We start from the raw sequence: 24,713 nt of genomic DNA on the forward strand, positions 1-24,713 counted from the left end.
AGAGAAAGTTGAGAGTGAAAATCACTCTCAACTAAAAGATATGTTACTTTTAAGTTAAAAAGCACCATTTCCTCACTCAATACTCCCTTACGCACAATTTCCGTCCACGTTACGTGTTTGACCTCGAGTACACTTAGCTTTGCATGTACCACTACCGTTTATAAGTACATAATCTTGGTTAGCACCACATGTTTTACATGTTTCATGTCCTGTAATTGCTGTTACAATCTTAGGAGCACCAAAAAATACGGCGGTGAACGCACCTAACGCGAATAGTGCTGGCCAAGGCATTCTACCAAATATGGCAAGTAAAGCTGCACCAATTATCACTATTGTAATCATTGGCCCACCCAAGTCGTTAATATAGCCTACTATTTTACATATTACTCCTGCCGTTTCATCAGCATGTGCATCAAACGTAAAGGAGAAAATTAACACTATAAGTAAAAGAAATTTTTTCATCACACACCTCAGACAATTTGTTTATGTCAGATTATCTATGACTTTGGTTAAATTTAAGTAAAAGTGGAAATGCTGATTGTGTCATAAGACCTATAGCAGGCCGTTATTTCATGAACATGCCAAGGATTTTATCCATTAACCCACCCACTGCAGCTTCGGCTTGAGTGTGTTCTATTTTGCCACCATTTAAAATTAGCTTAGCATCTGATCCTGGTGATATATTAATAAATTTACTACCAATAATTCCACTACTGGTAACTAGTGCTGAGCTATCAGCTGGTAATTTAATGTCTTTACTTATACACATATTAATTCGTGCCATGTAAGCAGATTTATCAAGCGATACGCTGATTATGCTGCCAACCTCCACACCAGATATCTTAACATTGTCACCAGCTTGTATGCCGTTAGCATTGGCAAAAAGACCATAAATTTTATAACAATCTTTATAATTTTTCTTTATGTAAGATAACTTATCAAGCGCAAAAAAAACTAGAAAAACAGTAAAAATTAATACAAAGAATCCAGCTGATATTTCAATTACATTTGACCTTTTCATTTCTCATTATTAGGATTCCAGCTTTCATAGTAATCTTTTACTTTTTGGTTTGGATAATATGCATGTTCTGTACCTGTTAAATTATGAGTATGCTTTGTACTATTAGCTGGCACTGTATCATCGGTATAGTGAAGCCATATGTGCCACTCTGGAGAAACGGTTGTAGGTTCGAAAATCTTGCTATATTTTACCCATCTTTTCCCTTCATTTGATTCGTAGTAAGAATTTCCATTTTCATCCTTTCCTACAAACTTATCTTCTTTTCGGAACCAGCGTCTACAAACTTTAGGTAACATAAGGGTATTAAAACAAGAAGTATTATATATAATAATACTTTCACTAACAACAATTTAATGCAATTACCAATTTTGCAAGTTATTATACCAATTATTGCATCTATGTTCTGTTTTCTTACAAAAAAACACAGAACATCTTGGTCTATTTCTTTTATTGCAGTAACGATTGCTCTTATCATTTCATCAATATTACTTGTTAAAACATATAACGGCAAAATTATAACTTATCACCTTGGAAATTGGTCTCCTCTATATGGAATAGAATTAAGAATTGACCTATTAAATTCCTTGATTTTAACTTTGGTGAATTTTATAGCACTAATTAGCGTGCTTTATGGTTTTCACATCAATGAAAAGGAGATAAGTGAAAATAAAATAACTGGTTTTTACTCTCTATTTTTACTATGTCTCAGTGGACTTTTGGGAATCTTGGTCACCAACGACATATTTAATATTTATGTTTTTTTGGAAATCTCCTCTCTCTCTTCTTATGTGCTTGTTTCAATGGGTAAAGATAAAAAAGCTCTGACAGCGGCATTTGAATATTTAATTAGTGGAACAATAGGTGCAACTTTTTATCTACTTGGCATTGGATTGCTATATTCCATGACTGGAACGCTAAACATGTCTGATATGGCAGAGAGAATAACGCAGTTATACGGTAATAATATTATCAGACTTGGTACACTATTTATTTTTACTGGGCTTGCAATAAAAATGGCACTATTTCCACTCAGCAGGTGGTTGGTCAATGCGTACAGCGAAGCACCAAGCTTTGTTAGCGTATTCTTTTCAGGAACGGTAACTAAAGTGATGGTATATATTCTAATCAGAATTTTTTACACTGTTTTTCGGCAGAATTTTTTCTTGCCATTAAGTAGTGTTATGGCTGTTCTTGCACTGTGTGCTATTATATTTGGATCAATATTTGCAATAACTGCAAAAGACATAAAAAGACTGCTTGCTCATTCTAGCGTTAGTCAAATCGGTTATATAATTTTAGCACTAAGTCTTAACTCACCAACAGCAGCGGTTTTACACATAATAAACCATAGTTTAATAAAAACATCTTTATTCATGGTTGTAGGGTGTATTGCCTATCAATTTAATGAAACGAAAATAGAAACTTTGTCAGGATTAAGAAATACTATGCCTTACACAGCATTTGCACTTACTCTGCTCAGCTTTGCATTAATCGGAGTTCCACTCACAAATGGCTTTATCAGCAAATGGTATATAATGCGAGCTATTACAGAATCGCACGCATGGGTTTCGCTTTCAGTGTTTGCCATTGGTTCTTTTTTTGCTTTAGTATATATGTGGAAAATGATAGAGAAAGTGTACTTTGAAAATGGTATGGCTGCTCAGCAGGCCAGCAACGTGCCATTACCCATGATCATCTGTTTGCTATTTATGGCAGCTTTAACAATAATAACTGGGATATATAGTAATCCAATTAGATTAGTAATTGGCAAGTTATCCTTTTGATTTTTCTCACAATAGCTTCAATGTATTTTATGGCTAAAAAAAAGCTGTTGAGAAAGTCTGAATCGGCCAAGAAATGGTCACTTCATCAGAAAAATAGACCCAAAAGTACTTGCAGAATACATCAAGCAGCACCTAAATCAAACGCTAGCAGATTAGATTATAGGAAAAGCTATAATATCAATATATTAGAAATTATAGCGTACTCCTATATCACCAACCACTGCTGGCAGCTTTGGTGCTTTTATGATAGCTAAAGTTCCCTCTACCATTACTCCACCAGCAACAACTATCTGCTTATTGATTTCATACTCAACACCGAGCTTAACTTTCCAGGCAACAGTATTTAATATCTTATCTATCATACTTACATCAGTTTCAGCTGCGTATGTAGCTAGCATTGGAGCTGATTGTACATTAGATTGTTCTTCTGTATTCTCATTCGGAGGGGGAGCTTTGTCTTGGTCGTTACCACCACCTCCCGCTGGGTCTACAGTACCTGAGTCTCCACCACCAGCTTCTGTACCACCACCTGTTTTTCCTCCACCACTATTTGAACAAATGCCAAGAGAAGGCATTATTTGTAAACACCCTCCTATACCTCCACTAACGTACAATTGCACAGGTTTAGTATCAAGCTCAGGGTAATAACAATAGTTGAACATTATGTTAGCTCCTACTGTTTTGTCTTCCCCTTTTTTAGTGACATTACCCACCCGTCCCATGATCTCAAGTTCAAGTTTAGAGTTGTCATCATAGTGATAACCACCAACGATACCAGGATTGACCATAATGTCCTTATTACCATCCATACCAGCACCTAAGTTTACGCCTGCATAATACTGTTCCTTTAAACCTGCTTTAACATTTGTTGGAGCAGGTTTAGCTGATGCCAGAGATGAGGCAAGCAGTACAGCCAAAGTAAATAATCTCTTCATTTTCATACAATTCTCCATATAAAAAATATGATAATGTACAAATATACATGTTTTATATTAAAAATGATATAATTGTACTGTCAAATTATGGATAGATTTGCTACTAAATTGTCTTATATTACTATATTTACTATTTTGTTTGGTACAGTGTAGACAGCACGAACTTTGTCCTGATCAATTTTACCAGACATAGACCCTATCGCCGTTTTCTTTAACTCTTCCTGGGGTAAATTCATTGCCACTTTAATTGTTGTACGCAATTTTCCGTTAACTTGCACTGCTATAGTTACCGTATCATCAGCCAGAAGTGATTCATCAGCCTTTGGCCAAGGCTGCATACATAGCATACCTTCACCTCCTACTTCTTGCCACAGATTCTCAGCTAAATGCGGCATAAATGGCTCTACTACTCTAATTAGTATGCATATACCTTCATCAATTACAGATTTACCAGTTTCTACATCTATTTCAGCTATTAAATTTGTCATTTCACGGAATTTTGCCACTGCACAATTTAATCTGCAATGTTCCAAGTCATTGGTTAATTCGTGTAAAAGTTTATGTATTTTTTTCCTATACTCTAAAAGTTTGCCTGTAACATTTTGGTTCGATGTTATTCCAGAGCGTGACGCTGGAATACATGCATCTTTTTTCTGGATCCCAGTGTCGTAGCACTGGGATGACAAAATTGAAGCCTCTAGGATTGCAATAGGTTTTAATTGCATCACCATACGCCAAAGTTTATGTATATAGCGTGAACAACCTTCCACTCCATCATCGGACCATTCCATATCTTTCTCCGGTGGGGTGTCAGATAGTACAAACAAACGAGCAGTGTCAGCACCATATTTTTCTATAATAAAATTTGGATCAACTGTGTTCTTTTTTGACTTACTCATCTTCTCAACTTTTCCTATCTGAACCTTTGCATCTTGTGCTATTAATTCTTTGGCCTCTTCAGGAAATAACCATTTGCTGTTTTCATCTTTGTAAGTTTCATGGCAGACCATTCCTTGGGTGATTAAAGTAGAAAATGGCTCTTTAATGTCAAAATAGCCACACTTAATCAAAGCGCGGCAGAAAAACCGTGAATAAAGCAAATGCAAAATTGCATGCTCTATTCCACCTATGTAATAATCAACAGGCATGAAACGATTACATGCAGCTTTATCGATAGATTTATTGTCGCTACAAAATGCAGCAAAATACCAAGAAGATTCAAAAAAAGTATCCAATGTATCTGTCTCACGTTCTGCTTGTTTCCCGCATTTTGGGCAGTCTACAAGCTTCCAAGTGGGGTGATGATCAATGGGATTGCCACCGCTTTTAAATTCCACATCAGTTGGTAGCACTACAGGCAGGTCTTTTTCTGGTACTGGAACAGTTCCGCAATCTTTGCAGTATATAATAGGAATAGGGCATCCCCAATAGCGTTGCCGTGAAATTCCCCAATCATGTAGGCGATAATTAATTGTTTTTTTGCCGATTCTTTTTTCCTCGAGTTTTTTGAGCATTGTTTCTTTTGCATCATTTACCACTAGTCCATTTAAGAATCCAGAGTTTAACATTACTCCGTCACCGGTATATGCTTCTTTTAATACCTCTACGCTCGTCACCTGAGTAGTTTGACATTGTGATCCATCATACTGGATTTCAGCATCACGCACTGGAATGACATCAGAAGTAAATGGAGAAACTACCGGAATGATCGGCAAACCGTACTTTGTTGCAAATTCGAAATCACGTTGATCATGAGCAGGGCAGCCAAAAATTGCACCTTCACCGTATTCCATCAATACAAAGCTTGCTATATAAAGTGGCAGTTCTTTATCAAGGAATGGATGTTTAACGTTTATTCCAGTGTAAACTCCTATTTTTTCATCACTCTTTTTTTTTAACATTATTTCTTGGATTTCAGTGTCAGTTACTTGGGCAACAGACTGCTGTTTAATATCTTGTACAATTGGATGCTCTGGTGCAATTGCGCAGAAAGAAGCCCCAAATAACGTGTGAGGATAAGTAGTAAAAATTTTTAGCTTTTTATTTAGGCCTACTATATCGAATTCTATAGTTGCACCCTCTGATTTCCCTATCCAGCGCTCTTGCATTGTTTTGACTTTTTCTGGCCAATTTTCTAAACCTTTCAGACACCCAAGTAAATCCTCAGCAAAATCAGTAATTTTTAAAAACCATTGGGACAATTTACGCTTTTCAACTATCGCACCTGATCGCCATCCTTTGCCATCTACCACTTGCTCATTTGCCAGCACTGTTTCATCCACTGGATCCCAATTAACCCACGATTCTTTTCTATAGGCAATTCCATGCTTTAAAAAATCCAGGAAGAACTTTTGCTCATGTTTGTAATAATCAGGATCACATGTTGCAAGCTCACGATCCCAATCATAGGACAGGCCTATAGACTTCAACTGCATACGCATATTACCTATGTTTTCTTTCGTCCAAGTTTCAGGATTAATATTGTTATCTCTTGCTGCATTTTCAGCGGGTAGCCCAAATGCGTCCCAGCCAATTGGATGCAAAACATCAAATCCACAAGCTCTTTTGTAGCGTGCTATTACGTCACCTATTGCGTAATTACGCAAGTGCCCCATGTGGATTTTACCAGATGGGTATGGGAACATTTCCAGAACATAGCATTTTTCTTGATTGCTATTTTTATCTACAGAAAAGTTCCATTTTTCTTGATAGAATTTTTCAACACTTTTAAAGTCGTATTTCATATATCAATCTAATTTAACTACAGCTTACATGCAGCAGTGGATCAACTGCTTGACCGTTATGCCTTATTGTAAAGCACATTTGTGGGTTTTTATCTTGCGCGCTTAACTTACTTGCAGATCCAATTACTTGACCCTGCTTCACCTTATCACCAATTTCAACATTATTTATGTTTTTTAAGTAAGAATACACAGTCATATAATTATCTTTATGCTCCACTATAATTAAGTTTCCATACCATCTTAATCCCTTACCTACATATATAACTTTACCTGCTGCTGAAGCAACCACGTTTGTTCCGCTTTGAGCAGCAATTTTTATACCATCCTTACATGTTTCGTCAGATGATTTAGCTGATGATACTGCACCCTTAATTGGCATGATAAACTTGCAATTCACTTTATTAATTTCTGCACTTTTTGCATTATCACTATTATTGTATACCTTATTTACAGTAATTTTTCTATTTTCTTTTTTCTCTGAAGGAACAACATCTTCTTTGATCAAAACGTATTCTCTAGTATCTTCCAGATCTCTTCTTCCGTAAAACTCCTCACCCTTAAGCAATACGGGTGCAGGCTTTTGCAGGCCACAGCTTACTAATACTGCTAATAATATCAAAAACAAAGCTATGCGCCACATAAAAACTATCTCTTATACACAAAGAAAGTTATATTGTAATCATGAGCAACGTAATTGTAAAAAAATTTGGTGGAACTTCCCTAACTGATCTAAATAGAGTTGCAAGTTTAATCAAGAACGACGTTGATAAAGGCCAAAATGTAATCGTAATTGTATCTGCTACAGCAGGATTCACTGACCAAATGGCACTTCAAGCGAAGAAAATTTCAAATTTAAGCTGCAAACAAGAGCTGTCAGAATATGATGTCACACTTTCAGCAGGAGAGCAAATTTCATGCGGATTGTTGGCAATTACTCTGCAATCTATCGGTATTAGTGCTAAATCCTGGCTTGCCTGGCAATTACCCATCTTAACTGACGATTCTTATTCTCACTCTAAAATAAAAACAATAAAAACTGAAAATTTAAAGAGATCTTTCGCTGAAGGCTATAGCGTTGCCATCATCGCTGGTTTTCAGGGTATAAACAGCAGTAGGATAACTACTTTTGGCAGAGGCGGTTCTGATATATCAGCAGTTGCTTTGGCTGTGGTCTTTGGTGTTAAAGTTTGTGAAATTTTCACTGACATTGATGGAATATACACAGCGGATCCAAAAATCGTTCCCAAGGCGCGTAAGCTTCACTCTATCTCTTATAATGAAATGTTGGAAATGTCGTCGTCTGGTGCTAGAATATTACACAACCGTTCGATACAGCTTGCAATGCAACACAATATAGAAGTGCAAGTGCTATCTACTTTTAAAAAAGCAAAAGGCACTGCAGTATTACACGAAAGCGATATATTGGAAAAGCATTCAATCACTGGCATAACTTGCAACACTAACGTAGCTCTAGTTACTTTAACTCACCTTACTTTGCACACCTTAAAGGAGATTACAGAAGCAAACATTAAAATTGACATTATCAGTGGATCCAGCTTTGTAATCTCTAAGCTTTACATCGATTCAGCTAAAAAGCTATTAAACAAACATATCATAAACGATGATATCGCTAAAATTTCAATAATTGGTGTTGGTGTTTCTGAAATTATGCACCATACACTCAAAATTTTAAGTACAAGAAGTATAGAAATATTTGCTATTTCTACGTCTGAAATCAAAATCAGCATCATCGTTCAAAAAAAATACGCTGAAGACCTAGTTAGGGACTTACATACTGAATATGGGCTTGATAGCTGCACAGGTTGAGTTTTGCACACTTCCTTACAATCTTCTATGACCTCGCGGTCCATTTTGTCCGCCCCCCGTTCTATTAACAAAAGATTCAGTACCTTGTTGCGGATCAGATCGGGAAACTTTAGCACCTTGTTGCAGGTTAGGTTTTAGTGTTTCACTAGCTGCTTTACCTCCCTTACCTGGTGAAACAGGTGATATTGTTTCACTAGATACTTTATGTTTATTGACCCATTTCTTTAAGTCCTTTTTAGCTTCCTTTCTCTGATCATTAAGCTCATCCCATGTACCAGAGATAGAAGCTTCCGGATATCTTTTGTCTTTCAGTTTTGGATTTTCTTCATCTTTCAGGTCTGCTCTTTTTCCATTTACAATAACACCACAATCACTTTTTATTTCTTTCCAACACTCTTTCAATTGATGATTAAATTGAGTGAAATAAGAATCAGCATATTTTTCCTTGTCTGCTACAAATAATAAAATCGGAAACCTAATTATAGCAGCTACTATGTTTACTGCGCCTTTCACTATTGCTGCAGGAGTGAATAAAACATAACCAAAAAATTTCGCAATTGGATTTTCTTTCTCTATTAAATATTCTCCTAGCTTCATAGGAAGATAAGTTAACCCATTAACAATCTTTTTAACTAAAACTGAAGCAAAAACTAATGGAACAGATATAAGACTTTTATCTATCTCCAAATTACCCTCATGATCAATGATCTGCATCATTCTGGTAACTCCCCACTTGTATCTAGTGGTATATAACTGCTCACCATTCCTACCTTTCCCATCTTTTTTATCAGAACCTACTAATTTCGGTGGATTAGTACTAGTGTCAACCTCAAAAACTGGTGTATGTGTTCTAAGATCAAATCTTGAAAATCCAAACGGCTTATAGAATTCTTCGTAATTGTCTGTTGATTTGTTAAGTTTTGGAAATTCAATAGTAAAATACGATTTATTGCCAGCTTTGGTCATAAAAGCTAGGTTATAAACATTGCCACCATACAAAAGCTCATATACAGGATTTCCATTTTCATCTTTTATAACATTCCACCTGGTATCTTTTTTTTCTCTAATGCTTCCAGATCCTACAATTTGTTTATAATTTTTTGGAAATTTGCATTTTTTTTCCCCATGTACCATTACCTCTCTACAGTCTTGGATATAACTTTCTTCACCCTCAGAAGTAAAAAACTTTCCTACTCCAATTACAAATTTTGATGCCCCGTTTACTAATGCTCCAAACATATTATAATACCACAATTACTATCAAATACTATAGCTCAAGAATAGAACTAATGTACTAATAATATTTTAACACAGAATTGCTAATTTTACAAGAAAATATGCCTATAATAGAAAAAAAGCGTGAAAGCTAGAGTTATATAAGTAATATATGAAAAGTATTTTATAAGTGTTATTGTAAAGACTCTTAAAGGTATGTTATGTATATAATCCTCACATACTACTTGCATCCCAAGAACTGCATGCCAAAAAACACAAAACAACAAAACAACAAAAAATAATAACTCTAAAGGGTAATGAATAACTTGCAATAATTTCTCGTTAAAAGGCAAAGAACTATTATTATAAAATGCATAAGAAAACGAATAAATAAACCAAGGAAGCAAAAGCAATAAAATCACCGCTGAAACACGTTGATTCCACCAATGATGTACCGAATTTTCTGACTGACTCATATAATAAACATAAATGCTATGGTAGAACAAAGCAGCATAGCTGCTAGTAATATGGCACTTTTTGATACGTCTGTAATCTCTAAATTAAACCCCATATCCCACAATAAATGACGAATACCATTAAGAAAATGATACGCAAAACTCATAAAGCATACAATATAAGCTAATTTAGCAATAGAAGTAGATAACAATATATTTAAATATTTTACTATAAATAATTTAGGAAAATAAACATGTAATATAAAGTGCCAAGAAAATGCTATTAACAAAAAAAATAACAAAATACCTGTTAACCTATGCATAATAGAAAAGAAAGTAGTAACCTGTATTTTATATATTTGTAAATGCGGAGAAAGTGGCCTATCACTCATAAAGTTCTATCACTAGGAAATTAAATTGAAATAGAGAGATTAAAATAAAGTAGAACTAAAGACAGCAGCATAGTGCACAACAACACTGCTATTAAAAACAGTAAGTTATACACGAAGCCTAAGGAGGTAATCCAGCTGCAGATTCCCCTACTGCTACCTTGTTACGACTTCACCCCAGTCACCGATCCCACTTTAAATAACTCCCTCCTTGCGGTTAGGTCATTAGCTTCGAGTGAAACCAATTCCCATGGCGTGACGGGCAGTGTGTACAAGACCCGAGAACGTATTCACCGTGGCATGCTGATCCACGATTACTAGCGATTCCAACTTCATGCACTCGAGTTGCAGAGTACAATCCGAACTGAGATGGCTTTTAAGGATTAGCTCAGCCTTGCGACTTTGCAGCCCATTGTAGCCACCATTGTAGCACGTGTGTAGCCCACTCCATAAGGGCCATGATGACTTGACATCATCCCCACCTTCCTCCAGTTTATCACTGGCAGTTTCCTTAAAGTCCCCAGCATGACCTGATGGTAACTAAGGATGAGGGTTGCGCTCGTTGCGGGACTTAACCCAACATCTCACGACACGAGCTGACGACAGCCATGCAACACCTGTGTGAAATCCGGCCGAACCGACCCTATCCCTTCGAATAGGTATGATTTCCATGTCAAGGAGTGGTAAGGTTTTTCGCGTTGCATCGAATTAAACCACATGCTCCACCGCTTGTGCGGGTCCCCGTCAATTCCTTTGAGTTTTAATCTTGCGACCGTAGTCCCCAGGCGAAATGTTTAACGCGTTAGCTGTAATACAGAAAGTAAACTTCCCATATTTAACATTCATCGTTTACAGCGTGGACTACCAGGGTATCTAATCCTGTTTGCTCCCCACGCCTTCGCGCCTCAGCGTCAGATTTGAACCAGATAGACGCCTTCGCCACTGGTGTTCCTCCTAATATTTACGAATTTCACCTCTACACTAGGAATTCCTCTATCCTCTTTCAATCTCTAGATTAGCAGTTTTAAAAGCAATTCCAAGGTTGAGCCTTGGGATTTCACTTTTAACTTACTAATCAGCCTACGCGCCCTTTACGCCCAATGATTCCGAATAACGCTAGCCCTCTCCGTATTACCGCGGCTGCTGGCACGGAGTTAGCCAGGACTTCTTCTGTGAGTACCGTCATTATCTTCCTCACTAAAAGAGCTTTACAACCCGAAGGCCTTCTTCACTCATGCGGCATGGCTGGATCAGGCTTTCGCCCATTGTCCAATATTCCCCACTGCTGCCTCCCGTAGGAGTCTGGACCGTATCTCAGTTCCAGTGTGGCTGATCATCCTCTCAGATCAGCTATAGATCATTGCCTTGGTAAGCTTTTACCCTACCAACTAGCTAATCTAATATAGGCTCATCTAATAGCAATAAATCTTTCCCCCGTAGGGCGTATACGGTATTAGTTGCCGTTTCCAACAATTATTCCGTACTACTAGGTAGATTCCTATACATTACTCACCCGTCTGCCACTAAGTTAAATCGTAGCAAGCTACAATATAACTCCGTTCAACTTGCATGTGTTAGGCCTGCCGCCAGCGTTCATTCTGAGCCAGGATCAAACTCTCAAATTTAAGAATTCAACCTATAAATAGGTTGAGGGTACATCGGATAAATCCGACAAAAAAATAATTTAGCTTTATACTGCTGTCTTTACTTCTACTTTTTAGAAATATTTTAATCTCCAACTATTCAAACAACTTTGAAGATATTATTATATGATATCATTACCCTGTCAATATGTTTTTGCAAATCAAAAAGGATTAATGTATAAAATATACATATTAAAAACATTTTATCATGAAAAAGTACATTTTTCTAGCTGCATTATTACCAATGTTAGCACTATATTTGTTAAGTAATATTAGTAATACAGAACAATCTACAGTTGCTGGTGACAAGTTTTATAGAATGCTGTTCTTGAAGGATGATAAGTTACCGTTAGAAGAAATAGACTCAAATTGGAAATATCTGGCAAGTTTTGAGCAAGCTACTTCAAATTCAACGTCAGAAGACATAGCACACACTTACAGCAGTATAGCAAATGGCAAAGAAGTGCCTGATGTTTTACGTGAATTAGCACAATATTTAGAAGTAATGAATTCATTCCATCGGAATAACAATGAAATTGATAATGACAAAATTAATAATTTACAATCAAGCTCAGTTTACCCTTACTCAAGTAAAGAAGCTATTGCTATAGCAAAAATACGCAATAGTGATATTACAGGTGCCGTGGAGATACTACATTCACTATTAAATGATAGAAAATGCCCTACTCTAATAAAGGCAAATGCACAAGAATTGTTAAGAATATACGACAATTAAGCGTTACTCTTGATTATAGCTAGTCACTAGTCAGCACACTAATTATAAACGAGTCTATATTACCATCAAAAACGGAATTTATATTCCCTACTTCGTGTCCAGTTCTTAAATCTTTTACCATTTGGTATGGATGCACAACGTATGACCTGATTTGATTACCCCAACCTATATTGCATTTTTTGCCATATTCCTCAGCCATTTTTTGTTCTTTCTTTTCCAGTTCAATTTGATATAAACGTCCCTTCAGCATTTTTAACGCTTCATCTTTGTTTTTATGCTGTGAGCGACCATTTTGACATTGAACTACCACACCAGTTGGAATATGCGTAATGCGCACTGCACTTTCAGTTTTATTCACATGCTGACCACCGGCTCCAGAAGCACGATAAGTGTCGATTTTTAAATCTTTCTCATCCACTGTAATATTGATTGAATCCTCAATCACTGGGGTCACTCCCACACTGGCAAAGCTAGTATGGCGTTTACCATTTGCATCAAATGGCGATATTCTCACTAGTCTGTGAATGCCGCTCTCACTTTTTGCCCAACCATAAGCTTTTTCTCCAATAATCTTTACCGTTGCAGACTTTATACCAACTGCATCACCTTCTAATTTCTCTACAATCTCAACTTGAAAATTATGATAAATCTCTGCCCATCTAACGTACATACGCATAAGCATCTCTGCCCAATCATTACTTTCAGTACCTCCAGCTCCTGCGTGAATCTCTAAAAAGCAGTCGTTATTATCTGCCTCACCGGTAAATAAGGATTCTGTTTCTTTGTATTTAATTAATTTCTCTATTCTTATTAATTCACTTTCAACTTCAGAAAAAAATTCTTCATCATTTTCATCAACAGCAGATTTCATCAAGCTGATGGCATCATTATAATCACTTTCCAACTTCAAAAATGACTCCACATCATTCTTAATTTTAGAACGTTCCTTTAAGATCTCTTGTGCTTTTTGGTTATCTTGCCATAAATCATCATCTGCAGCTTGAGAATCTAATTCTTCAAGACGCAGTTTTAACTTCTCTATGTCAAAGACACCTCCTAATTAAGGAAACACTTTCACTTAAATCCTGAAAGTGTGCGAGAATTTCTGAATAAGTTTTTGTCATACTTTAGATTTAAATATGTTTACTATTAGTAGCAATAACAGCACACAAAATAGAAATTTAACCATATGGTAGTTAATTTGAAATAATCTGATTATACTTTAATGTTCAAAATAATCAAGCATGCATGCTTATTAAAAATTAAGGTAAAATAATGAATATTGAAACAAATTATAACTACGATTTAGATCAAAAAGTTATTAGCGATTTAATAGAATCAATCAATGGTCAAGAGCTAGAAAATATTCATAAAATTGTAAAGACGATAGATAGTGTTCAATTGGCTTATTTTTTATCAACCGCAATCAATGATCACCGGGAAAAATTAATCAACATTCTCAATGATAACTTATTGAGTGAGGCTTTAGTGCACGTAGTGCCAGATTTGCAGATAAGGATTATAGAAACGCTAGGAGCAGAACATGCAGCAAGGTTGCTAGCATTTCTTGATATAGAGGATATAGTGACAATAGTAAAAGATTTAGATGAAAAGCCTTTGGAAAATATACTAGATTATCTTCCTAGCAGAACTAGAAAATCAGTAGAGGAGTTGTTATCATATCCTGAAGAAAGTGCAGGGAGGTTAACACACAAAGATATGGTTATAGCTCCATATTATTGGACACTAAACCAATTGACAGACTTTCTGCGCAACTATAAAAAAATACCGGAAAAATTTTACCAAATTTTTGTTATCAATTCAAAGCTAGAGCCAATAGGAAACCTCAATTTAAATAAAGTTATATCTCACTCTGGAGAGACTGTAATAGAGGAGATAATGGATAGAGAAATAAAAATCATAAAAACCGGAGTAGATCAGGAAGAAGTAGCAAGAATATTTCAGGACTACTCTCTATTATCAGCTCCAGTAGTAAACAAACATGGAAAAATTATAGGGGTAATTCTCATTGAAGATGTAATAAAAGTTGTACAACAAGAAACAGAAGAAGATGCATTAAAAATAAGTGGTGTATCGTCTAAAACTGATATTAATGCTCCTATTTACAGAACTGTTATGAAAAGACTGCCTTGGCTATTGTTCAACCTTATAGCTGCAACAATATGCTCTGTGGTGGTCGGCTTTTTTGATCATGTAATAGAAAGTTTTATTGTGTTGCCAATAATTATGCCAATAATTATGTCAATGAGTGGTAATGCAGGATCTCAAACAGTCACACTTACCATCCGCGCAATTGCAACAAAGTATTTAACTGAGCAGAATGCGAAAAGAATACTATTTAAAGAGTTTTTAATAGGCCTGATAAATGGAATAATTTTATCCACTATTTCACTAGTGGTAATGGCAGTAAGATTTCACAGTTTTAAGGTGGAAATGATTTTTGTGGCATCAATGATTATGATGTCAATTATTGCAACGTTCATTGGAGCTTTTATTCCTGTTACGCTTTACCGCTTAAGAGCCGATCCTGCAGTTTCTTCCTCAATCCTAACATCAGCAACAACCGATATTCTTTCAGCTTTAATACTCCTTGGCCTCGCTACAATTTTCTTATTTAACAACTAAGCTCCCGCGCTTTTTTAAATCTCTGCTACCTACCCAATAATTCTTTCCTGATTTCCTCTCTAATCGTGTCAATTATCCTAGAATCAAGTGTATTTATCAAAGAATCATCAATTCTTGTAATACCATCTGGTCCTTCCATCATCTTGTCAATTGCATTGCTTACTTTGTCCTCATCAATATTACTCAAAACTGGCTTGATCTTGACATAACCAGGAGCACCTTTGCTGTAGGTTTCGCTATCTTTATCAATACAACCACCTGCACCTTTTGTTGTGTTTGCATAACCCCTATCGCACTTTGTTACGTTTTGATATTTAATTGCACCATTTTCTATATATGCCACCTTCTTATCTTCAGTAGATCTCAATCTATCTCCTCTTTCAATTTTTTCTTCTAACTTTAAACCTTGCTCATGAATTAGTGTATCTTTATAACTCTTCCAACCATATTCTTTATATTTACCACCACCTGCAACTGTAATTAATGGTTTACAGTTTATTCTATTTAGATCACACATTCTTATAAAAGTTGGTCCACCATCCTTATTAGACATATGACCCTCAACTCCCCCGCCTCCCTCTGTTACTTCAACTTCAATGATAGGATAATTAGGGTCAATCCTTAACTTAGCCTTAATATAATCTCCAGGCATTCCCAATCTGCTTTCAGTGGAACAACTTGCACCTATGCAATTTTCAGGTGTATTTTTGATATGACCAGCCTCACCACCACCCCATGCTTCTATTTCAACATAGTCATATATTGATAAATCGTCTGTATAGCCATTTCCAAGATCATAAGGTTTTTGATTCTTCTCTTCCAATTTCTCCTTCTTATCTTTCAATTGCCTTATTATTATTCCACGCAACCTACTTTTTAAATCTTCCAAGTTAAATCTACACAGTTTGTCAGCATAAAAGACCTCTGCTCTATTTGCTTTAAATGGCCGTTCCAATTGTAGACCTTTTTGCATTCTACCATCCGTACCTTCATAAGATACTTCTTTATATTTTAAGTAAAATGGCTGATCATCTTTTTTATTCGCATATTGCGTTGAGCGACTACACTTACCATCAGAACAAAGATAACCATCACCCCCCTGCTTACACTCTTCCTCTCCTTGATCACACTCTTCTTCATGCCTTCCATCGATCAATTGATATGCTAACTTACATTTATTGCAATTTTGTTTTGCATCCATTTCATCATCTTTTTTCACATTACAAAAATCTTTACCGCTATTTTCTTTAGGAATTGAAATATATCCTTTTTTATTAAATATCATTCCATCCAGATCACCCTGAGTGTTTTCTTTTAATATATTAACTGTTTTATTGCAAGGAAAATAATAAAGCTGACTTGATTCTCCTGAATAGACAGAATTATATTTAGTGTAACTAGCTCCCATTAATTTCAGTGGTGTTATCTTACCTTGTTCTTCAAGAATAAATTCTTCTGGATCTGGTTTCCAGCCAGAAAGGCAGAGCATTTTGCTGTTGGTACTTTTCTTATACTTTATTTCTATTTTTAGCTGCTTTGTATTATCAAGTTCACATGAAATAGATCTATTTTTTAACCCTTTATTAAAATCTTCTAAACTATAAAAAATTCCGTTGCTAGAACATCTAAGTTCAATATCAGGAACATAGCCATATTGTTTCAGAAGCTTAAAATCCTCATCCTGATCATTTTCCAATATACCCTCTATCACATTATCAACATTGCTCCTGCCACTAGCACTATTAGTTGTTTTTGCTACTATTGCCGGCTTTACTACTTTCAAGGCGAGAGGGCCAACTATTTTAGGACGAGTGCCTACATTAAAGGTACAAGTACCACCAGAGAAAGATCCTCCTACTTGCCTACAAGTACCTGAATTCATCTCAATTTTTACCTCTAGTGTATTTTCATTGACTATATTTATCTCCTTAGGCTCTGGAGCAGAGGGAGCAGGGAAACAACGTTCAAATTGCAAATTCGTTTCATCTGTACTCTCAGTTCCATAATATCCAGCACAGAGTTTACCCTTTTCTCTATATGTCTTAAAATAATGCAACACTCCTTCATCTGCTATAGAGCGCGTTCTAGCCTTATCTTTTCCATATTCACTAGAGAAGCCTAACTCTATTTCACCTCTTCCATTCTCTTTTTTTACACTACCAAATATAACTTTAACTCTAGGGTTAAAATAATCATTCTTCTGCGCCGCATCATCTTTCCTCTCTGTGATTGGAACAATTCTAACTTGTGGTGGCGACATCTCAAGTTGTTTACAAAACGGAGGTGGGCCAGGCGCAAGCGGTACTGGGGCACATTTTATTTTTTGCTTTCCCCGGCTGCCCCAGTTGCAAGTATCACAAGCTTTCTCCATTTCTCCAGGACGAAAAATATTCTCTCCCGAAAACACTCTAGCAAAATATGCAGAAACTCCACCCAGACAAGCTCCTTTTTGGCTGCAAGCGCATATCTTAGGAGAGTTGGCAAATTCCTCTTGTTCTGCCTCACTTACACCTTCTGCCCATTCCCATTCAAGACCTCCTCCCATAGTCCCTCCAATTTTCGTTTTATCTCCTTCCCAGTCAATAAAAACTGCTGCTGAAACTCCGCCTCCACTGTCTTGCGTTCCATATATTTTTTGGCATGATGTTCCACTATGCAATTGATAACAATTCTTTTTTCCTTCAAAATCGCAAACTTCAATTTTCGGGTTAAAGTAACCATCAATACCCTGATCTTTAACTTTCTTTGCTGTAATATAATGATATAATTTCTCGTCTACTTGAAAGCCTCCAGCAGCGCCAAAACTCAAAATTGCTATAAGACCATCCAAAGCTTTCTTACCTCCAGACTCAGCATTGGTATTACTATATACAAGGCCAGGACAATCAGCTCCAACTTTGCATGCAAAACCAAGAATCAAGAATAATACAAATAAAAAATTAAGCTTTACACTTTTCATAAAACACCGGTAACCACCTATTAACTGCTTCGCCCTTCTCCTTTATTGCCTCATACATATACTTTATAGTCTCTTTATTAGCTGAAAGCACGCGAATTTCTTGCATATTCTTTAAATCTAAATTTAAAGTTACTAACCCTTTATATTGCTTTATTAAAAACAAACCTTCCTGCGTTGGCGTTTGCAAGATTATATTTAACTCTTCTTTAGATAAAGAAAACGCTTTCATGTATAACCTATTCGCATTGATATTCGGCATCAAAATTCTTGTATCAACATGCTTATCTAAATATTGAGTAAATTTGCTAGCAAATGCTAGATTTAAGTTCTCAGTGCTTAAAATTACTACAACATTCAAATCCGTCATTCTTTGCATCCAATTATCAAATTCTTCCTCCGTAGGAAAGATATTACTAATCTCCCAAGCTTCATCCAAAACAAGTATTGCTGGCGAGCCGTCACATTTTGCCTCAAAAGAATATAAAAAATAGTAAAGTATCACGGACATGCACTCTGGTTGTTTTGTGAGATTTGCAGTATTAATTGATATAGTTTTTGCCTCCCAATCAACGCCTGATTCACTACTATCCTGAAATAAATAAGCAAATTCTCCATCACCGCACCATTTGTTTATCTTTCCACCTAAGAGCAGGAGAACTTCAGAAATTTGTGTAAAGGAGCGTGATTCTCTTGGTATCGCAAATATGGAATCCACAACTCTTTTTATCTTATCTTCCATATCTGCTGAACCAACCATTCTCTTGATCAACTCAACTAGCATACTGCGATTAGCAGCATTATCCTCAACATCTAGTGGATTAAATTTTAGACTTTTTTCTTTATACTTTGGATCAACTATATAATATTGACCATTTACTGCCTTTATAAAAATTATAGATTTTCCAGTGTTGTCCAATATGACAATCCTTGGATTAAACTTTCTTGATTCTGAAAGTAGAAAGTTGATTAGCGATGTTCTACCAGAATTTGGAGCTCCCAGTATTGTAGTATGTCCATTATTTTTTTTTCCATGAAAATTAAAAAAGTAAGGATCTCCTTTTTTTGAGAAAAAAACAGTTACCGCTTCTTTCCATCTGCCTCCCTTCAATGTACCTGAGGTAAAGTCATGCAACATAGCAAAGCTGCAAGCATATTTCTTCAAAATGTTTTTTGGTTGTGTGACAAAAATGAAATTGCCAGGAAGCTGCGCCCAAAAATGATTTTCCATATGTAGGTCGGCTTTGAACATCATCAAACCAATTAATGACATCGTAGAGGACAAATTACTAATGTTTTTAGCTAATCTCGCTCTATCATCAGCAAAAACAGTAAAAATAATTTTCTGCTGACATACAGCAGTCTTTTCTGCTTCCGCTGCTTCTGCTATTCCTGTATTCTGCAATAAAGTATTACCTTCGCTGATTTTTAGCATATTAATCTGTTTTGTAAATTCCTTTGTCTCTTTACTATTGCTAGAAAACATCATTATTTCTGTGATGATAAACTCAGATTCAAGCTGCAGGCATCTATCTATATTGTTTAAAGGGATCTCTCTGTATTCTTTTAGGCTAAATATGGAACCAAACTTCTGTTGATCTCCAAATATTGTTTGAAACATGTTAAAGCCAAAGGCTATTCTTAAACTTCTAATATGTTGAGATAGATCTCTTTCCTGTATTTGGTAACTCTTACGTGTTAGAGTAACAAGATAATGAAGAAATTCCACCACTTCGGAGTACATTTTGTCCTCATGAAATCTTATTCCAAGCTTCCTAGCTCCAAAAGGCTCTAAATCCTTATGAACCAAGTCAGCCACCTTCTCTAATTGCTGATGTTTTTCTTGTAAAAAAGACTTTTGCTTACTCCTTATCCTATTAAAAAGAAATGAATTATAGTTATGCTTACCAAAACCGCTAAATAATATTACTATATACAGTTCATTTATATATTTTAACCTACTATCAGTTAATTTATTAAACCACGTTGAATGTAGCTTATCAGAGAAATCTTTAGTTTTGTCCCAATGTAAGTTGAGTTTATTATGCCTTCTTACAGTATGGATCCAAGCAGTAAAATATGGACTGTCAACATTTTTTGATACACTATTTCTAATTTCAGTTCTAAGATCGCTGCAATTATCGGCAGAGGCGTAATCCTCTAACTTGATTATTTTTAATAATTCACCCTGTTTAGTTAATATGGTTTCCTCATCGTAGTGACAAGCATAAGGAATAAAGTCTAAGTCGATACCTTCTATTGGTGCTGAATTATTTTTCTTCTCAAGTTTGGGGTTAGTCATTTGCACTTTTAGCCGCGTATAACATATATATATTTAGTAAAAATAATTAAAAAATATAAAAATGCTATCTTATTTTTCTTTCTTATTAACATCTTCATCTTGTGTGCTTTTAGACTGTACGCCTATATCCTGCCCAATATTAAGTGTTTCCTCTAAATAATCTATAACCTTTTGTGTGCTACCAAACATCATCACTAGCACACCAAGCATTATTACAAAAAAAATAAGGCCTCTGAACACTATTGCAAGCACTACTGCGGCTATACACAATACTATAATCGTCGTAGGACTACTATTTTCTATAGTATCTCTAATTGAAAAGGAAGAAATGAAATCCCTTATTGATTCTTGTATATCACTTAACTCATTGTTTACGTTCATGTCACGTGCTTTACTGGAATACGGTGTCAAGATAAAGCAAAAAAGAGCAAGAACAACTAAAACTCTATGAATACACATCAATACCTCTTATGCACCATTACATTATAACAGCTTTTATACTGGTAGACAATAATTGAATTTACTTGTCTTGCATAGGTAATATATATTTAATAGTTATTCATGGATATACATGCATACTCTTCAACTATCAGCAACAGTAGTTGAACTTTTCTTCTTTTCCAAACTTTGTTGAAACGTTTTATACATATCGAAAACATCTTGATAATTTAAGTGAGTGTAAATTTGAGTTGTCTCTAGACTTGCATGGCCAAGCAACTGTTGTATTGACCTTATATCAATATCCCCTTGAAGCAAATGAGTAGCAAAGCTATGGCGAAATGCATGTGGAGAGAGAAATTCTGGTAAATTGAAAATTCTCCTTATCTTCTGCAGACGATTAGCTACATAAGTTCTACCAAGTTTTTTTCCTCTTACCCCTAAAAAAAGGTATTCTGTTTTATTGTTAACACCAAGATAAGGACAGGCTTTTACATATTCTTCTATAAATTTTTTTACTACTGGAAGGATGAATATTTGTCTTTGTTTATCTCCCTTACCTGTAATGATTAAATCTTCATTATTAATATCACCAACCTTAAGGTTTAACGCTTCACTAATTCTAAGCCCTGTACCATAAAGCAGCATGATAATCGCAATTTCTCTTTTTATTACCCAAAACTCACCAAGGTCAGATAATTTCATCTCTTTCATTAAAACCTTTATATCAGGTATTGATAATGCTTTAGGTAAGGTTTTCCTCTGAATTGGTCTTGATAAGGAAAATACAGCATCATTTTCTATGCCGTGGTTATTCTTTATATATTTAAAGAAATTTCTCACTACAGACAATGCGCGAGTGTTGGATCTTGCATTTACGCCTCTTGCATAGCGAGAACTAAACCAGCTTCTCAATTCAGGTACACTTAATTTCTTCAAGGTACCAACATTTACTTCCCCACCAATATGAGAGGTAAGAAAAATCATGAGATCTTTTAAATCCCTCATATATGATTCTAAAGTATTGGGTGAGTAAGACCTATTACATCTTAGCCACTCATACCAATTTTCAATAATTGAATTAAGATCCACTATTATTTCTTAAAGAAAGCATCTATGCATGCATCACGGAAGGCTTCATTTATGTCAGGATGAGAATGGCAAATTCTATATATATCCTCTGCTGCTGCACCATATGCCATTGCAACTGCTGTTTCATTAATTAATGTATCAGCATACGCTCCTATAATATGAACACCTAATATTGTGTCCGTTTCACTACAGACCAGCACTTTTACAAACCCTTCAGCATCGTCAGTAATTTTTGCTCTACCGTTTGCAGCAAACTGACACTTGCCAATTTTATATTTACGGCCAGCATTTTTCAACTCCTCTTCAGTTCTACCAATTGAAGAAACTGCTGGATGCGTGTAAATAACTGACGGTATAATTTCATAATCAACATGAGGTAATTGTCCTGAAATTACTTCCGCAACTGCTACTCCTTCTTCTTCTGCTTTATGAGCAAGCATTGCACCACCTATCACATCACCAATGGCAAATATTCCTTTTACATTAGTTTCATATTTATTGTTCACTTGAATAAAGCCACGATTATCTTTTCCGATTTTGTCGTCAATACCAAGACCTTCAGTACATGGTTTGCGCCCTACTGCTACTAAAACTTTATCTGCCTCTATGGTACTCATTTGATTATCTTTTGTAGAAAAAACTTTCACATTTAAAGTTTTACCTTGTTCTATCTCCTCAACCTTGCTGCTGAGCAAAAACTTTATCCCCTGTTTCTGTAGGCTAGAAAGTAAGGATTTACTTAATTCGTTATCCATAGCTGCAGCAATCCGATCAAAAAATTCAACTACGGTAACCTCAGATCCAAGCCTGCTCCACACAGAAGACATTTCAAGCCCTATTGCTCCTGCACCAATTACTACAAGCCTTTTTGGCACTTCAGTCAGAGAAAGTGCACCAGTTGACGAAATAATATTTTCCTCATCAATATTAATACCAGGTAAAGAACTAACATCAGAACCAGTTGCAATTACTATGTTTTTTGTTTTTAGCACCTTTCCTTCAACCGAAACTTCAAGATTGCCTTGATCAAAAGCGGTAATTTTGCCAAGCCCATTAATTTTAGTGATTTTATAAAGATTAAATAGATATTCTATGCCTTTTCCAAGTTCCTGCACTCTAGCATCTTTATAGCTCAGCATTTCGTTTAGATCAAAATTTACACCTTTGATTTTTATACCGAGCTTTGACAGATCATTTTTTGTGTGAGAGTACTGATAGGAGGAGTGAAGAAGCGCTTTAGATGGTATGCAACCAACTCTAAGACATGTACCTCCAAAAATATCGTTTTTATCTACACACGCAACTTTTAACCCAAATTTTGCAGCAGCAATAGCACATTTATAACCCCCAGGACCACCACCTATAACAATCAGATCATAATCAGTCATACATAACAAACCTATTTTCTAAAGAATAAACACCATTCCCCTCAGTTGTTAAATATATTTTATCGCGAGTAAATACCGGTGTATGGAATACATTACCAGGTATTTTGATAACCCTTCCTGAGGTTTTAGATCCAGGAAAAGCAATTATGGAACCCTGATCACTTGTTACCCACAGCGTATAAGCGTACATAACTGGAGCAAAAAATTGTGTATTTTCTACTGACTCAGACTGCCAGACTACTTCACCATTTTGTATATCAATAGCAATTATTCTATCATCTTTAGTAATTATAAAAATCTTTCCACCTTTCTTTTTCTCCTTCATTACTGGACTATAGTATGACTTAATATCCGACACACTTTTTACTTGTAACGGCTTAGACCATAAAATACTTCCTGACTGTATATCAACACCGTAAATGTAAGAATTACTTGTAGCTATCGCAATATTATCAAGTATTCTTGGTGTCGTTGTAATATCTGTAAGCTGTGTATCCAAAAGGCTTGTAAATAACTTTTGGCTCCATAATCTTTTACCATCTTCACTAAAAGCCACTAATTCGCCATTTGAAAACGGTGCTATTACTTTATCATTAGAAACTGCTGGTGATATAGAATATAAACCTCGAACTTCACTGATACCATTTTGATGTGACCAAATAGTGCTGCCATCTCTTACATCAAACGCCTGAAGATAATTATCAACAGTTAACACTACTAACTTACTATTTATTACAGCTGCTTTTCCTCTTACTGGCGATCTTAATTCTCTCTCCCAGCGAACCTCACCAGTTTTTGCATCTACTACATGCAAAATATTATCTACTATAAAGAAGACATCCTCCCCATGATACGAAAGGCTCATATTGCCTATATTTTTTTTATCTATGGTATGTACCTTCCAATTTAGCACTTTTGAGTTATCAATATCAAAAGAGTACAGCGCTCCATGCTTATCTGCTAAAATAATGCTATCATCTGTACGTACCGGAGCTACATATCCTTGTGATAACTTCTTATCTACAAGACTTACACTCTCACTTGCCATTGTATAATTGCTACACAACAACACTATCATCAAAATTATCGCTCTCATTCTTTAATATAGATTGAAAGTAAAAATATACACCTTAGAGGCTCTA

20 protein-coding genes and 1 rRNA gene are annotated in these 24,713 nt (G+C 35.6%); 4 read left to right on the top strand and 17 right to left on the bottom strand.

The features are described 5' to 3' along the window. Window positions 1–87: 87 nt before the first annotated feature. The 3 genes from HF197_RS04990 to HF197_RS05000 form a co-directional block, all read right to left on the bottom strand. On the bottom strand, window positions 88–462 hold the full coding sequence (locus HF197_RS04990) for a TrbC/VirB2 family protein (RefSeq protein ID WP_168464486.1): 375 nt from the start codon (window positions 460–462) through the stop codon (window positions 88–90). 103 nt (window positions 463–565) lie between these two features. Continuing rightward, the gene (mlaD, locus tag HF197_RS04995) at window positions 566–1,021 is read right to left on the bottom strand and encodes an outer membrane lipid asymmetry maintenance protein MlaD (RefSeq protein ID WP_168464487.1); all 456 of its coding nucleotides are present in this window, start codon (window positions 1,019–1,021) and stop codon (window positions 566–568) included. Next, complete coding sequence (locus HF197_RS05000) at window positions 1,018–1,317, bottom strand: NADH-ubiquinone oxidoreductase subunit NDUFA12 family protein (protein WP_168464488.1); 300 nt, start codon at window positions 1,315–1,317, stop codon at window positions 1,018–1,020. The genes mlaD and HF197_RS05000 overlap by 4 nt, the downstream gene beginning before the upstream one ends. A 57-nt stretch (window positions 1,318–1,374) precedes the next feature. Here HF197_RS05000 and HF197_RS05005 point away from each other — a divergent pair, with 57 nt between their 5' ends. Continuing rightward, window positions 1,375–2,805: a proton-conducting transporter transmembrane domain-containing protein gene (locus tag HF197_RS05005; protein WP_168464489.1), complete on the top strand. Its 1,431-nt coding sequence runs from the start codon at window positions 1,375–1,377 to the stop codon at window positions 2,803–2,805. Window positions 2,806–2,990: 185 nt separating this feature from the next. Here the strand turns inward: HF197_RS05005 and HF197_RS05010 are convergent, their stop codons facing one another. From HF197_RS05010 to HF197_RS05020, 3 genes are all read right to left on the bottom strand, one after another. Beyond that, on the bottom strand, window positions 2,991–3,746 hold the full coding sequence (locus HF197_RS05010; RefSeq protein WP_168464490.1) for an outer membrane beta-barrel protein: 756 nt from the start codon (window positions 3,744–3,746) through the stop codon (window positions 2,991–2,993). Window positions 3,747–3,853: 107 nt separating this feature from the next. Continuing rightward, window positions 3,854–6,484, bottom strand: coding sequence for a leucine--tRNA ligase (gene leuS, locus HF197_RS05015; protein WP_168464491.1), 2,631 nt, complete (start codon window positions 6,482–6,484; stop codon window positions 3,854–3,856). 13 nt (window positions 6,485–6,497) lie between these two features. Then, complete coding sequence (locus HF197_RS05020) at window positions 6,498–7,124, bottom strand: murein hydrolase activator EnvC family protein (protein ID WP_168464492.1); 627 nt, start codon at window positions 7,122–7,124, stop codon at window positions 6,498–6,500. Between the two features lie 41 nt (window positions 7,125–7,165). Here HF197_RS05020 and HF197_RS05025 point away from each other — a divergent pair, with 41 nt between their 5' ends. Next, entirely contained in the window at window positions 7,166–8,311 is a 1,146-nt protein-coding gene (locus HF197_RS05025; protein WP_168464493.1) for an aspartate kinase, read from the top strand. 15 nt (window positions 8,312–8,326) lie between these two features. Here the strand turns inward: HF197_RS05025 and HF197_RS05030 are convergent, their stop codons facing one another. The 4 genes from HF197_RS05030 to HF197_RS05045 all read right to left on the bottom strand — a co-directional run bounded on the left by HF197_RS05030 (window position 8,327) and on the right by HF197_RS05045 (window position 11,995). Next, the gene (locus tag HF197_RS05030; RefSeq protein WP_168464494.1) at window positions 8,327–9,550 is read right to left on the bottom strand and encodes a hypothetical protein; all 1,224 of its coding nucleotides are present in this window, start codon (window positions 9,548–9,550) and stop codon (window positions 8,327–8,329) included. 86 nt (window positions 9,551–9,636) lie between these two features. Continuing rightward, on the bottom strand, window positions 9,637–10,002 hold the full coding sequence (gene sdhD, locus HF197_RS05035) for a succinate dehydrogenase, hydrophobic membrane anchor protein (protein WP_168464495.1): 366 nt from the start codon (window positions 10,000–10,002) through the stop codon (window positions 9,637–9,639). Beyond that, window positions 9,999–10,373, bottom strand: a complete 375-nt coding sequence (gene sdhC, locus HF197_RS05040; protein WP_168464496.1) for a succinate dehydrogenase, cytochrome b556 subunit — start codon at window positions 10,371–10,373, stop codon at window positions 9,999–10,001. Before sdhC ends, sdhD begins: the two co-directional genes overlap by 4 nt. A 119-nt stretch (window positions 10,374–10,492) precedes the next feature. After that, a 16S ribosomal RNA gene (locus HF197_RS05045) occupies window positions 10,493–11,995 on the bottom strand. 346 nt (window positions 11,996–12,341) lie between these two features. On the opposite strand from HF197_RS05045, the gene HF197_RS05050 reads away from it, so the two are divergent. Then, window positions 12,342–12,749 (top strand): hypothetical protein, encoded by a 408-nt coding sequence (locus HF197_RS05050; protein ID WP_246168459.1) that lies wholly within the window; start codon window positions 12,342–12,344, stop codon window positions 12,747–12,749. A 19-nt stretch (window positions 12,750–12,768) separates the two neighbouring features. Here the strand turns inward: HF197_RS05050 and prfB are convergent. Beyond that, window positions 12,769–13,873 (bottom strand): peptide chain release factor 2 gene (gene prfB, locus HF197_RS05055; RefSeq protein ID WP_246168461.1). Its coding sequence is split into 2 segments (ribosomal slippage): window positions 12,769–13,803 and window positions 13,805–13,873, totalling 1,104 coding nucleotides; the frame shifts between segments, so codons are not numbered across the junction. A gap of 151 nt (window positions 13,874–14,024) precedes the next feature. Here prfB and mgtE point away from each other — a divergent pair. After that, window positions 14,025–15,395, top strand: a complete 1,371-nt coding sequence (gene mgtE / locus HF197_RS05060) for a magnesium transporter (protein WP_168464499.1) — start codon at window positions 14,025–14,027, stop codon at window positions 15,393–15,395. A gap of 25 nt (window positions 15,396–15,420) precedes the next feature. Here mgtE and HF197_RS05065 read toward each other — a convergent pair whose 3' ends face one another. The 6 genes from HF197_RS05065 to HF197_RS05090 all read right to left on the bottom strand — a co-directional run bounded on the left by HF197_RS05065 (window position 15,421) and on the right by HF197_RS05090 (window position 24,667). Beyond that, entirely contained in the window at window positions 15,421–18,354 is a 2,934-nt protein-coding gene (locus HF197_RS05065) for a hypothetical protein (protein ID WP_168464500.1), read from the bottom strand. Next, on the bottom strand, window positions 18,335–20,653 hold the full coding sequence (locus HF197_RS05070) for a VirB4 family type IV secretion/conjugal transfer ATPase (RefSeq protein WP_168464909.1): 2,319 nt from the start codon (window positions 20,651–20,653) through the stop codon (window positions 18,335–18,337). The genes HF197_RS05065 and HF197_RS05070 overlap by 20 nt, the downstream gene beginning before the upstream one ends. A 69-nt stretch (window positions 20,654–20,722) precedes the next feature. Continuing rightward, window positions 20,723–21,034: a hypothetical protein gene (locus tag HF197_RS05075; RefSeq protein WP_369800002.1), complete on the bottom strand. Its 312-nt coding sequence runs from the start codon at window positions 21,032–21,034 to the stop codon at window positions 20,723–20,725. A gap of 201 nt (window positions 21,035–21,235) precedes the next feature. Continuing rightward, the gene (locus HF197_RS05080; protein ID WP_168464502.1) at window positions 21,236–22,183 is read right to left on the bottom strand and encodes a tyrosine-type recombinase/integrase; all 948 of its coding nucleotides are present in this window, start codon (window positions 22,181–22,183) and stop codon (window positions 21,236–21,238) included. Window positions 22,184–22,185: 2 nt separating this feature from the next. After that, window positions 22,186–23,571 (bottom strand): dihydrolipoyl dehydrogenase, encoded by a 1,386-nt coding sequence (gene lpdA / locus HF197_RS05085; RefSeq protein ID WP_168464503.1) that lies wholly within the window; start codon window positions 23,569–23,571, stop codon window positions 22,186–22,188. Then, window positions 23,564–24,667, bottom strand: coding sequence for an outer membrane protein assembly factor BamB family protein (locus HF197_RS05090; RefSeq protein WP_168464504.1), 1,104 nt, complete (start codon window positions 24,665–24,667; stop codon window positions 23,564–23,566). Before HF197_RS05090 ends, lpdA begins: the two co-directional genes overlap by 8 nt. Between the last annotated feature and the right edge of the window lie 46 nt (window positions 24,668–24,713).

This window comes from Wolbachia endosymbiont of Ctenocephalides felis wCfeT, assembly GCF_012277295.1.
Taxonomy (GTDB): domain Bacteria; phylum Pseudomonadota; class Alphaproteobacteria; order Rickettsiales; family Anaplasmataceae; genus Wolbachia.